Source organism: Calditrichota bacterium (assembly GCA_013112635.1).
In the GTDB taxonomy this organism is placed as follows: Bacteria; Calditrichota; Calditrichia; order Calditrichales; family J004; genus JABFGF01.
This window is the reverse complement of the sequence record JABFGF010000004.1, coordinates 251,333-264,779: the sequence shown is the minus strand read 5'-3', so window position 1 is coordinate 264,779 and position 13,447 is coordinate 251,333. Positions and strand designations below refer to the sequence as shown.

Annotated in this window: 11 protein-coding genes; 7 read left to right on the top strand and 4 right to left on the bottom strand. The window is 34.6% G+C overall.

Going from position 1 to position 13,447, the window contains the following annotated elements:
• Window positions 1-18 precede the first annotated feature (18 nt).
• Complete coding sequence (locus HND50_12740; protein ID NOG46101.1) at window positions 19-927, top strand: dihydrodipicolinate synthase family protein; 909 nt, start codon at window positions 19-21, stop codon at window positions 925-927.
• 25 nt (window positions 928-952) lie between these two features.
• Here HND50_12740 and HND50_12735 read toward each other — a convergent pair whose 3' ends face one another.
• Window positions 953-1,546 carry a TetR/AcrR family transcriptional regulator gene (locus HND50_12735; GenBank protein NOG46100.1) on the bottom strand — a complete coding sequence of 198 codons (594 nt, stop codon included), beginning with the start codon at window positions 1,544-1,546 and terminating at the stop codon, window positions 953-955.
• Window positions 1,547-1,701: 155 nt separating this feature from the next.
• Between HND50_12735 and HND50_12730 the strand changes: the two genes are divergently transcribed.
• Window positions 1,702-3,543 carry a YgiQ family radical SAM protein gene (locus tag HND50_12730; protein NOG46099.1) on the top strand — a complete coding sequence of 614 codons (1,842 nt, stop codon included), beginning with the start codon at window positions 1,702-1,704 and terminating at the stop codon, window positions 3,541-3,543.
• A gap of 5 nt (window positions 3,544-3,548) precedes the next feature.
• On the opposite strand, the gene HND50_12725 is transcribed toward HND50_12730, so the two are convergent.
• Window positions 3,549-3,929 (bottom strand): hypothetical protein, encoded by a 381-nt coding sequence (locus HND50_12725; GenBank protein NOG46098.1) that lies wholly within the window; start codon window positions 3,927-3,929, stop codon window positions 3,549-3,551.
• Window positions 3,930-4,124: 195 nt separating this feature from the next.
• Here HND50_12725 and HND50_12720 point away from each other — a divergent pair, with 195 nt between their 5' ends.
• Window positions 4,125-5,564 (top strand): M48 family metalloprotease, encoded by a 1,440-nt coding sequence (locus HND50_12720; GenBank protein ID NOG46097.1) that lies wholly within the window; start codon window positions 4,125-4,127, stop codon window positions 5,562-5,564.
• Between the two features lie 80 nt (window positions 5,565-5,644).
• Here the strand turns inward: HND50_12720 and HND50_12715 are convergent, their stop codons facing one another.
• Window positions 5,645-5,848, bottom strand: coding sequence for a cold-shock protein (locus tag HND50_12715; GenBank protein ID NOG46096.1), 204 nt, complete (start codon window positions 5,846-5,848; stop codon window positions 5,645-5,647).
• Between the two features lie 323 nt (window positions 5,849-6,171).
• Window positions 6,172-6,555: a thioredoxin family protein gene (locus HND50_12710; GenBank protein ID NOG46095.1), complete on the bottom strand. Its 384-nt coding sequence runs from the start codon at window positions 6,553-6,555 to the stop codon at window positions 6,172-6,174.
• A gap of 158 nt (window positions 6,556-6,713) precedes the next feature.
• Here HND50_12710 and HND50_12705 point away from each other — a divergent pair, with 158 nt between their 5' ends.
• From HND50_12705 to HND50_12690, 4 genes are all read left to right on the top strand, one after another.
• On the top strand, window positions 6,714-7,151 hold the full coding sequence (locus HND50_12705; protein ID NOG46094.1) for a Rieske (2Fe-2S) protein: 438 nt from the start codon (window positions 6,714-6,716) through the stop codon (window positions 7,149-7,151).
• A 6-nt stretch (window positions 7,152-7,157) separates the two neighbouring features.
• A complete protein-coding gene (locus HND50_12700) occupies window positions 7,158-8,225 on the top strand; it encodes a cytochrome bc complex cytochrome b subunit (protein NOG46093.1) in 1,068 nt (355 codons plus the stop codon).
• 11 nt (window positions 8,226-8,236) lie between these two features.
• Window positions 8,237-9,568, top strand: a complete 1,332-nt coding sequence (locus HND50_12695; GenBank protein NOG46092.1) for a hypothetical protein — start codon at window positions 8,237-8,239, stop codon at window positions 9,566-9,568.
• Between the two features lie 134 nt (window positions 9,569-9,702).
• Entirely contained in the window at window positions 9,703-13,443 is a 3,741-nt protein-coding gene (locus HND50_12690) for a response regulator (protein NOG46091.1), read from the top strand.
• Window positions 13,444-13,447: the final 4 nt, after the last annotated feature.

Genomic DNA, 13,447 nt, shown 5'->3' with positions numbered 1-13,447 from the left:
TTTTTTTCAGGATAAACTTTGAACGATTGGAAATTAGCACACGGTTTCTATACAGCAACTTTAACACCGCTTAAGGACGATCTGCAGATTGACAATAAAAAACTAATAGATCATTGCACTTATCTACTGGAATGTGGTTGTGATGGCATTGTTTTGATGGGGACAACGGGTGAAGCAAATTCTTTTAGTGTTGCAGAAAGGCAAGATGCTTTGGACCGTGTTATATCCGCTGGTATCCCAGCACAAAAGTTATTAGTCGGTACCGGCTGTTGTGCTTTACCTGATTCCTTAAATTTAACAAGACATGCATTATCAAAAGGTGTTGGTGGAGTTTTAATGCTGCCTCCCTTTTATTACAAAAATGTTAGTGTTGATGGATTGTTCTATTCTTTCGAAAGAATAATCAACGAAATTAATGATCCTTTATTAGAAATATATTTATATCACTTTCCACAAATGAGTTCAATGCCGATTGAGTTTAAATTAATTGAAAAGTTACTAAATCATTTTCCTGATCATATTGCCGGAATAAAAGACTCCGGTGGTGATTGGCAAAATATGCTGGGAATGCATGAAAAGTTTTCAAATTTTAGAGTATTTGCAGGTACAGAAAAACTGCTGACTAATGTAAAAAAGAATGGCTTGGCAGGTTGCATATCAGCATCTACTAATATAAGTAGTAAAGTGGCAGCAAAATTATTTCATGAAAATGAAAATCAAAAAACCTTACAAAACAAACTTAATAATTTACGTGATATTGTTTCGAGCTACCCGATGATCTCCGCATTGAAAATGGTTTTGGCCAGACACTTGGCTCAACCTGAATGGCTTAATATGCGTCCACCTCATTTGCCTTTAAAAAAAGAAGCGGCTGATAAGCTTTTTGATGAATTAGAGGTTGTTGGGTTTCCAGAGGAATTCTTATAACAACATACTAAAGATAACTTTGAAGTTACCATTTTAAAATACCATGTTTTATTTGGTACTTTATACTTTCCCGGATTTTTTCAAGTGGGAAAATTTTAGAATGCATGGCCCATTCATTAATAAGGTTACGCAAACCGCCATGAATAAAAAATAAAAATACACGCCCATCGATATTTTGATGGATATAATCCTTTTTAACCCCGGTATCAAAAATTTTGGCAAAAGCTTTTAGGTAATTTATATAATGCGCATTTAGCAGATCGTTGCTTCCGCGGATTACAGGATTATACTCATTAAAAAAGACCATTGCCAGTTTGGGCTTTCCCACAAAAATATCGATTGTCTGGTCAATCAGTTTATCAATTTTTTCTAATGGATCAAGGGAGTTTTCCTCGGAAAGCGATATCATTTCATCAGCAAGTTGTTCCCATATATATTCCAGTAAACTGGTGAGGATTTGCTTTTTATTAACAAAATAATGGTAAACACTTTTCTTCTCTACACCGGCATGTTTGGAAATATCTACAATTGTAGTTTCGTTGAACCCTTTCTTTGCAAATAGAAAGATTGCTGCATTTTTTATCGCAAGTTCTTCAGAATCGATAACTGAGTTAAGCATAATAAACCTAATAAAGTGAAGTTTAAACTATTCGGATTATTTTTTGCAAGAGTGAGAAATTGATAGCTAAAATAAAGTAATCTTTTTAATATGTATTTGTTGATCGACACATTAGTGCCCTTTGATTTTAAATTATTCCGGATTTGATTTTTGTTATGAACAATAAACGCCCGTTAACAGATTGGTTGCCAACAACAAAAAAGGAAGTAGATAACCTTGGTTGGGACCAGCTTGATGTAATACTTATTTCTGGTGATGCTTATGTAGATCATCCGGCTTTTGGGCCGGCGGTTATTGGCCGAATAATCCAAAGTTTTGGTTTTCATGTGGCGATTGTTGCACAGCCAAACTGGAAAGATGATCTGCGGGATTTTAAAAAGCTGGGTACGCCTCGGCTTTTTTTTGGGGTTACGTCCGGGTGCATGGATTCTATGGTGAATCATTACACGGCTGGAAAAAGACGACGCCAAAATGATGCGTATACTCCCGGAGGCCAACAGTCTTTTCGGCCAGATTATGCCTCGATAGAATATTCTAAAATCCTGAAAAAACTCTTCCCGGAAACCCCTGTTATTCTTGGCGGAATTGAAGCTTCTCTTCGCCGTTTAACTCATTACGATTATTGGTCAGATAAGCTTAAACCTTCCATTTTAGTTGATAGCGCTGCAGATATGCTTATTTATGGAATGGGTGAGAAGCCATTAAAAGAAGTGCTTCGCTTAATGGATAAAGGCGTTCCTATTAGTTCCTTAAAAAACATTCCACAAACAGCAGTAGTACTTTCAGAAGATGAAAAACTTCCCAAAGTAAAAAGCTGGGATACTATCGATCTTAATTCACATGAAATTTGCCAGAAAGATAAATTAAAATTTGCAGCAAATTTCAAGCATATTGAGCGCGAATCGAACAAACAGTTTGCTGACCGGTTGACCCAAAAAAATGGTTTACAGACAATTGTAATCAATCCGCCTTTTCAAACCATGAATGAAAAAGAAATTGATGCCTCATTTGATTTGCCATACACCCGTCTTCCTCATCCAAAATATGAAAAACGGGGTGTCATTCCTGCTTATGAGATGATTCGTCATTCGGTTAATATGCATCGTGGATGTTTTGGCGGATGTAGTTTCTGCACCATTTCTGCTCACCAGGGAAAAATGATAGCCAGCCGTTCTAAAAAATCAATTCTCAATGAGGTTAAAGCAATAACTGAAATGCCAGATTTTAAAGGTTATATCAGCGACTTAGGCGGGCCATCGGCAAATATGTACAAAATGAAAGGCATTGATCAGGCTATCTGCGATAAATGTGTCAGCCCTTCTTGTGTTGATCCGACTATTTGTTATAACCTGGATACAAGCCATGAATCTATGATTGACATTTATAAATCAGTAAATAAAATCCCGCAGGTAAAAAAAGCTTTTGTTTCCAGCGGCATCCGTTATGATATGCTCGTGCGTCCAAAATCTAATAATGAAAACGATCAATCTCACGATAAGTATATAGATCAGTTGACGCGTCATCATGTGTCGGGGCGTTTAAAAATTGCACCGGAACATACATCGGATGATGTGTTAAAAATAATGCGCAAACCATCCTTCAAGTATTTTTATGATTTTAAGAAGAAATTTGAAAAGGCTTGCCAAAAAGCAGGATTGAATCAGCAATTGATCCCATATTTTATTTCAAGCCATCCCGGGTCAACAGCAGCAAGTATGGCAAATCTTGCCTGCGAAACCAAAGACCTGGGTTTCCGCCTGGAACAAGTGCAGGACTTTACTCCAACCCCGATGACAGTAGCGACAGTAATTTATTATTCCGGTTACCATCCTTACACATTGAAACCTGTTTTTACCGCCCGTTCCAAAACTGAGAAAAAAGAGCAGCATCGTTTTTTCTTTTGGTATAAAAAAGAAAACTGGGATTGGATAAGAAACACGTTGCGCACACTGAAGCGTGAAGATTTAGTGGAGAGATTATTAGGCAAAAGGAAATAGTTAGATTATTTATGCAAATTAATCATCCTTTTTATATTAATTAAATCAACCCGCAATTTTTCTAATTTGAGCTTAAATTTATCACTATCTGTTTCTTCTGCAGAGTTACTAAAAATATTCCTTTGCCAGATAGTAAAAAAATTTCTGAAAAACTGTTTTCGGCTGTGTTTTATTTCATCAAAGGTAAAATTAATATCAGCAATTTTCTTTTTGATATCCATGGGTACAAGTGGTGATTTTTCAACAAGAGCTTTAAAATGTCTTAATTCGTTATTTGTGGACTGCATTTCCTGGTTTTCTATATACCAGTCTTCCTTATGTTTCTCTATTTGATCCAGCAAATATACAACAAATTTTTCTGTTGTTTTCAGGTCTATAATTTTCATGTTGCCATAGTTTCCATTTTGTATTTCAATAATTTAAAACTTATTAATTTTTTAGGCAAAAAGTTGAGTGGATATACATTTTATAACAAAATAAATTAACTATCGTTTTTTTTTATTTACATTAAAAAAAAGTGATTTATGATTAAAAAATATATACTTTCTTTTTTTAATTCAGATGTAAAATCAGGAGGCAAAATGTTACAAAGAATTACTTCTTTTCTGTTATTATTCAGTTTTATAGTTAGCTGCGCTGTAAACCCTGTTACAGGAAAGAGAGAACTTAGCCTAATCTCAGAAGAACGTGAAATTGCAATGGGCAAAGAATACGATCCGCAAATTTCACAAATGTATGGTGTCTATGATGATGAAAAATTACTTAAGTATGTTGATGACTTAGGTCAGAGAATGGCAAAAATCTCTCACCGTTCGCATTTAAAATATGAAATAAAGGTGATGGATAGCCCGGTGATAAATGCTTTCGCTGTTCCTGGTGGCTATGTTTATTTCACTCGTGGAATTTTGGCATATCTAAATAGTGAAGCAGAACTGGCCGGTGTTATGGGGCATGAAATTGGCCATATAACGGCAAAACATTCCGTAAGCCAGCAAAGCAAGGCACAATTGGCACAAATTGGCTTGGGGCTGGGTTCTGTGCTTGTAGAAGGATTTGATCAATATGCCGGCTTAGCGCAACAGGCTACGGGTTTACTTTTTCTAAAATTTGGACGTGATGATGAAACGCAATCAGATAAGTTAGGGGTTGAATACTCTACCAAAATCGGCTATGATTCACATTATATGGCTAATTTTTTTAACGTTCTGGATAAAATGCACAGTAGTTCCGGAAACAGTCTTCCAAATTTTCTGTCTACTCATCCTAATCCGGCTGATAGAGTAGTAAAAGTTAATAAGCAAACAGACAAATGGCAGAAAAAATTACCCGGTAAAAGTTTTGTTGTAAACAGAGATAAATATTTAAATCAGATTAACGGGATTGTATTTGGCCCAGATCCGAGGCAAGGTTTTGTTGAGAATAATAACTTTTATCATCCTGGTTTAAAATTTCAGTTTCCTACACCGGAAGGTTGGAATGTAAATAATTTGCCATCGCAGGTTCAGATGGTAGCTGCAGATGAACAAGGTGTGATGGTTTTTAAACTAGAGCCAACAGATAACCAAAAACAGGCTGCAACTACTTTTATTACAAATGCAAAATTGACTGTTGAATCCCAAAAATCTGTAAAAGTCCATGGTGAAAATGCTGAAGAGGTTATCGGTACAGTTCAAACACAAAATGGTGTTTTAAAGCTGATGGTATATTTTATTAAAAAGGGGAAAAATGTTTATTCATTCTTAGGTTATTCTTCTACCCAGGGATTTGTAACTTACCAACCTGCCTTTAAAGCAACGATGACAGGGTTTAAAACCTTGACAGACCGCAATAAAATAAACCGCCAGCCAGACCGAATCCGGATTAAGAAAGTTACCCGAGGATCTAGCTTAAAAGATGCCTTAAAAAAACTTGGTGTTAAGGATGAAGATTTAGAGCAACATGCATTATTAAATGGTGCAATGGCTTTATCAGATAATGTTAAAGCAAATATGCTTTTAAAGATTATTGAAAAGGGGAAATAATCAGAATTGTTTTAAGAAATAGATATATTTAAGAATTAAAAACCCCGGTTATTACAACCGGGGTTTTTTTGTAAAATTGTTTACTGAACCTTTGAAACGTTTACTGCTTGTAAACCTTTAGGGCCTTCGCCAACTTCAAATTCTACTTTATCACCTTCATCAAGCGATTTGTATCCTTCTGAATTAATCGCATTGTAGTGAACAAAGATATCATCGCCTTCTTCGCGGCTGATGAATCCATAGCCTTTAGAGCTATTGAACCATTTAACTGTTCCTGTTTCCATGAAAACACCTCACTTAAAAAAAATATGGGTTGTGTACATCTAATTCTAAAACTGCTCCGGGCAAAAAAAAATCGTTTTGAATAGGACTTTATTTTCCCTACTCTCAACGAATTTTATTTTTACAAGCTATTTACATAAAGCAACTTACTTAAAACACAAAGCGAAAAAACATGTACAATTATTTGCGGGATAATTCTACAAAGCAGGATTAAAAAAAGCAAGTGTTTTTTTAAAAAATTGATTTTATTGGCTTTATCAACAGAAATTTTACTTTAAAACAAGCAAAGTAACGCATTTTTGGTGTACGTTTATTTTCTATTATTTTATTTTTTTAAATGCCCACCCAAAAAATCCCTTAATTTCTTTTTCTTTAGCTTGCTATATGAAAAATTTTTGTTTTCCATTATCTGTTTTACTAAAAATTTTTTACTTTGCATGCCTGTTTTTCTTTTTATTAATAAACCATGACTAAAGATTAATGTAGTCGGTAATCCAAAAACTTTGTATTTTTTAATAAAGTTCTGGTTTTCATCGCCGTTCAATTTTACAATCTGGAAATTATCAGATATTTCTGATCCAAGCTCTGTAATTATGGGCATCATTGTTTTACAATTGCTGCACCATGGTGCCCAGACAAAAACCATAAATTGATCTACCTTATATATTAATTGCTTTTCAAAATAGTCGTTTGAAACATCTTTTAACATAATAACCCTTTTATGATTTAAATATTGGAAGTATGTTTCTTAAAGGAAATGAAAAAAAATTGTGAGCAATATTTAAAGATACTAAATTAATAAATATAATAATTAAATTAAGATAAATTTATCCGAAATAAACCAAGTCATTAACTGAGGTATTAAGTATGGGAATAAGTCGAAAAAAGTTTATTGATTATGTTCTAGGTGGAAGTTTGATTGGCTGGTTAGGCAGTACTTTATATCCGATACTTTCGTACCTAAAACCACCTAAAATTGCAGAAGCAAACGTGAATTCGGTTAAAGCGGGTTTGATGACTGATTTTGCAGTCAATTCAAGTGCAATATTAAAATTTGGGCGTATGCCTGTAATTCTTATTCGTAAAGAAGATGGTGAGTTTAGGGCTTTTGAAGCAACATGTACTCACCTGGATTGTATAGTTCAATATAAAGCCGATCAAAAACAAATTTTCTGTGCATGTCATAATGGGTTATATGATCTTCATGGTCAAAATGTATCAGGACCTCCACCAAAACCGCTTATCGAATTTGATGTAAATATTGTACGTGATGAAATTGTTGTTTCTAAACCGAAACAAGTATAGGTGATCATTATGAAATCAAAAATATTTAATTGGGTTGATGAGCGTTTTAACATTTCGCCGCTTATCGACTTTATGAAACACAAAGAAGTTCCTGTCCATAAACACAGTATTTGGTATTATATGGGTGGTGTAACTTTGTTCTTATTTATCGTTCAGGTTTTTACCGGTATTCTTTTATTACTCTATTATCAGCCGGGTGTGGATAGTGCATACGAGAGTGTGCGTTTTATTATGACAAAAGTCAATTTTGGTTGGCTGATTCGCCAGGTTCACGGTTGGGCTGCGAACCTGATGGTATTTTTCATATTCTTACACATGTTTAGTGTTTTCTTTACTAAAGCTTTCCGAAAACCAAGAGAGTTAACCTGGATTACCGGTATGCTTTTAATGTTTGTTGCAATGGGTGCCGGTTTTAGCGGATATCTTCTTCCCTGGAATGAACTTGCCTTTTTTGCTACAAAAGTTGGTACCGATATAACTGGTGCTGTACCTGTTATTGGTGATATGATGAAAGTGCTTTTGCGCGGTGGAGACGATGTGACAGGTGCTACATTATCACGGTTTTATGCTTTTCATGTAGCTTTGATACCAGCAATAATGACCCTTTTGATTGGACTGCATTTAATGTTTGTTCAGCGTCAGGGAATGCATGAACCGGATCATTTTAAAAATGACCCTAAAAGGAAAGTAATTTCATTTTTCCCAAATTTTGTTTTACGCGATGCTCTTTTGTGGCTGATTGTTTTAAATATCCTGCTTTATCTTGCCGTATTTTTTCCGTGGGAGCTTGGTTTAAAAGCCGATCCATTTTTACCTGCTCCGGAAGGTATAAAACCAGAATGGTATTTTATGTTTATGTTTCAAACACTAAAATATATTCCGGCACATGTATGGTTTATTGAAGGAGAGGTTCTTGGGGTTTTAGGATTTGGTTTAATTGCACTTCTTTGGGTGCTGGTTCCTTTCTGGGAAATTAGAAAAAAACCGGGTGCACGTTTTCGTCCTATGAATATTATTGGAACGATTGGGGTAATTTACATTGTGGTTTTAACCATTCTCGGTTATATGGAATAAAGGTGGTGAAAATGAAAATAACATATCTTAGTAAATTTAAAAATGCGATAGTTACTTTAGTCATTCTTATCTTTTCCTGTTCGCTAAGTTTGGCAGGTGAAAATGAAGTGACGAAAATAGTTCAGGATTCATTAGATGTTTCAGCCAGGTATGCAAAGCTTCCTGCGGATGATACTTGTATTTCGTGCCATATTGAAGAAGAGGCATTGCCCGAGGGGTTTAGCGAAAATGATATTCATATGCAGGCAGGCCTATCTTGTGCTGGTTGCCATGGCGGAGATAATACAATCGATGATGAAGACGAAAGTATGAACGAAGACATTGGTTTTACTGGGGCTCCGGAAATTGAAGATATACCTTCGCTTTGCGCAAAATGCCATTCAGATATTGGATTTATGCGTGAATATCAACCCCGAATAGCAACAGACCAGCTAGAACAATATTATACGAGTACTCATGGCAAAAAATTTAAACAAGGAGATGAAAACGTTGCGACTTGTATTAGTTGTCACACTGCTCACAGTATTATGTCTGCAAAAGATCCGCGGTCATCAGTCTATGCTTTAAATGTTCCAAAAACATGCAATTCTTGCCACGGAAACAGTGAACATATGGCAGATTATAATATTAAAACCGATCAGTTTGAGAAATATGCAGAGAGCGTACACGGCAAAGCTTTATTAGACCGCGAAGATACAGGCGCCCCGGCTTGTAACGACTGTCATGGAAACCATGGTGCCGCTCCGCCCGGTGTTGCATCTGTGAGTCATGTGTGCGGTTCATGTCATGTTCAAAATGAAGAATATTTTTCTAAAACTAAAATGGCTAAAGAGTTTGCAGTTGATGATATGCATGCATGCCAGGAGTGCCATGGAAACCATGAAATTGCAAAACCAACAGATGAAATGGTGGGAATTGGAGAAAAATCTATTTGCATGGAATGTCATGATGAAGGAGAAAAAGGATATTTAGCTGCTGATTCAATTCATATTATGCTTACTCGTGTTACGGCATCATATGATTCTGCAGAGGCCAAACTAAAAGAAGTACAAATAATAGGAATGGATGATGTTGAAATGGGTTTTATGCTGCAAGATGCAAGGCAGGACCTAATTCATTCCAGAACGCTGGTACATTCTTTTGATCCTCAGCAGGTAAAAGAAAAAACGGATGTAGCTTTGAAAAATTCGCAAGCAGCCATTCAGCTTGGGATTAAAGAGCTTGAAGATTATGATTCTCGAAGAATGGGGCTTGGTGTTGCTACTCTTTTTATAACAATTCTCTCAATTGCATTGTTTTTCAAAATCCGTGATATTGACAAAGAGGAAAACAAATCAAATTAATTAACCAAATATGATTTTTTAAAAGGGCTCATTTCTTTTTTACGAGCCCTTTTTTTATTCCATTCATCAGATTTCCACATAAATGAATTCTGCAATAAATAAAGGTTTTTGTCAAATTTCCGATATTCAAGAGCATGTCGCTTAATAACTTATTTCCAAATATCCAAAGAATAGTTTTCCGGGTTCTTTTATTTCTAATTTGTTTTAATCCGATTTATGCAAATTCAGGAAAAATTCGCTTTGAACATCTAACCGTACAAGATGGGCTTTCAAACTCCACAGTTTATTCTATTTTGCAGGATCATGAAGGTTTCCTCTGGTTTGGGACACCAAACGGCCTAAACAAATATGATGGCTTACGGTTTACAATTTTTAAAAATATTATTGATGATACGACAAGTTTATCTCTAAACAATGCTGGTAATATTTATATAGATAAACAAGGTATCATTTGGGTGGGGCAATGGGGTGGTGGATTAGACGCTTTTGATCCTAAAACCAATAAAGCCAAACACTTTGTAATGGATCTATCCCAAAAAAATTCAATAAGTGATAACCGGGTTCAAACTTTATTTGAAGATAGCAATAGTAATTTATGGCTTGGTACTTTTTCCGGCGGATTAAATAAAATCGATAAAGATAGAAAAAAAATTACAATTTTTAAAAATGATGTAAATGACAAAACGAGTTTAAGCAATAACCGGGTTTGGTCCATAGCAGAAGATAAATATGGATATATATGGGTAGCAACATCCCACGGATTAAACAGGCTTAATCCAAAAACAGGGAAATTTGAACACTATTTTCATGCCCATGAAGATGATAATAGTATAAATAATAATGCCACTCGTGTTCTATTAACAAAAGATTCAACTTTGTGGATTGGCACAATTGAAGGTTTTAACAGGCTTAATCTAAAAACAATGAAAATTAAAAGGTACTTGTACAAAAAGCCAACAGGGTACCGTTATAATAATAATTCGATTAACTCAATATTATATAATACAGAAAATAAACTATGGTTCTGTACTGCAAATGGGGTAATTGTATTTGATCCCAAAACAGAACAGAGTTATCGGATTTTAAGAATAGAAAAAAATCCTGAAAGTCTTAGTGATAATGAGATTCGTTCCGCTTTTCAAGACAGATCTGGGATAATTTGGCTTGGTACTAAGAACAATGGTATTAGTAAATATAATCCAGCCAATAAGAAATTTAATGATTTTTCATTTGATGAAAATATGACATTCAGCTTGAAAGGTAAGGAAGTGCAATCAATGTCTGGAATTAAGTTTAATAACCAGAATATGCTTCTATTTTCCAACATACTTGGTTTTTTCAATTACAATATTTCAAAAAGAAAATTAAATCATTTTCCAACAAAACTCATTGATTCCAAGGACCATCGAACTCTTTACTTTAAAAATATTACTCCATCAATTAAAGAAAACAACGTAGCGTGGATAGGTGCTCAACAAAAGTTTTACAAATATAATGCTTCCAATAATAGTTTTACCGTTTTTAGAATTCCCAAACGTGGTAAAAACGGTATTCGCTTTTCTGCGGTCAGTTCTTTTTTTGAGGATGGAAAGAATATTTGGTTAGGGAATGACAATAGCGGTTTGTCAGAATTCAGTCTTGAGAAAAAAGAAATAATCCGTCAATTCATTCATTCGGCGAATGATACAAACTCAATAAGTCATAATGAAATTTATTTTTTGCTTGGTGATGACAGTTTAGGGATTTGGATTGGAACCGGAAATGGCCTTGATTATTTTGATAAAAAGACTTCCACTTTTCGTCATATCAAATTTAAGAAAAGCTTAAACCACGACCGTCGGTTTTTCTCTGTTTATGTTGATACGAAAGGAATTTTTTGGTTAGGGACAGAAGATGGGTTGATTGAGTTTTATCCCGAAAATGGAAAATACAAATTATATAATATCAAAGATGGATTACCGGATAATAAAATCAGTTCAATTTTGAAAGACAAAAATAACATGCTATGGCTTGGCACTGAAAACGGACTAAGCCGATTTGATACCAAGTCAAAGATATTTGTTAATTTCGACCATTCGGATGGATTGAAAAATACAGAATATACTCCGCGGGCAATTTTTGAGGATGATAGAGGTTACATGTATTTTGGTGGTAAGCAGGGGCTTGATTTTTTTAATCCAAAAAACATCCAAATTAGCAACTACAGACCCCCAATTGCCTTCACAGATTTCAGGGTATTAAATGAGAGTATTACACCAAATCAAAACACAATTTTAGAAAAAAATATAAATAATACACAACACATAAAAATCCCCTATAGTAACTATGTTTTCTCTTTTGAATTCGCTGCATTGGATTTTACAAAACCTAAAAATATAGAATATGCGTATAAATTGGAAGGAATTGATAAAGATTGGCTATATACAAATGCGGCTCGAAACTTTGCAACTTATACAAATATTAGCGGTGGTGAATACGTTTTTAAAGTTAAGGCAACCAATAGTGATGGTATTTGGAAAAGCAAAATTAAAACGGTTAAACTTACAATAATTCCACCATTTTGGGATACACTTTGGTTTAAAACACTTGCCTTTTTTATTCTGGTATTATCTTTATTTTCTTTATTTAGGCTGCGTGTCCGTTCAATTAAAAATCATAACAAAAGCCTGTCAGAGATTAATGATAATTTAAATATTCAAATTGAGCAAAGAATAAAGGCAGAAAAAGAAAAAGAACAGATGCAGGCACAACTACTACAAACTCAAAAAATGGAAGCGGTTGGAGTGCTTGCTGGGGGAATTGCACATGATTTTAACAATCTGTTGACTGCCATATTGGGTAACCTTGAATTGTCCCAAATGTACATCGGTGCAAAAAATGAAGCATATAAATTGTTAGGTTCTGCCCAGAAAGCTGTAATGCGCGCAAAAGATTTAACGCATCAATTATTAACTTTTTCAAAAGGCGGCGAACCTGTAAGGGAAACAGCTTCTCTGGAAGAGGTAGTGCGAGAATCTGCATCATTTGTTTTATCAGGAACAAATATAAAGTCATATTTTAATTCATCAGAAGATTTATGGAATGCTGATATTGATAAAGGACAAATTAGCCAGGTTGTTCAAAACCTTGTTTTAAATGCTAAGGAAGCTATTATTGATGGTGGTACCATTTCATTAAATATGAGCAATGTTCCAAAAGGTTCTGTTGAAAACCTGCCTAAAAACACAGATTATGTTTTACTCACAATAATCGATTCTGGTGAAGGGATTGGAGATGAAGTTCTTAAGAGTATTTTTAATCCATATTTTACAACAAAGAAAAAGGGAAATGGTTTAGGTTTGGCTGTTTCGTATTCAGTAATAGTTAAGCATAATGGCCACATTAACGTTGAATCTACATTGGGCAAAGGAACCACATTTCATATTTACCTACCAGCTGCAAATGCAAAAATAGAGGAAAAACAAACACCATTTGAATATCAAGACCATGGTCGTGGTAAAATATTAGTTATGGATGATGAAGAATCTATTAGAAATATTTTAAATGCAATGCTTACAAAACTTGGTTACGAAGTAGAGTGTGCTAAAAATGGCGATGAAGCAATTGCATTTTTTAAACAAGCATTGGATGAAGGTATTCCTTTTGATCTCGTTATTATGGACTTAACTATTCCCGGAGGTCTTGGTGGAAAAGAAACAATAAAATCCTTGTTAGAAATTGATCCAAAGATAAATGCGATTGTTTCAAGCGGCTACTCAAATGATCCGGTTATGGCAAATTATAAAGCATATGGCTTTAGCGGGGTTATTGTTAAGCCTTTTACTTTAAGTGACATAAAAAAAATTCTTCATTCTACCATCACCATAGAACAATGATTTC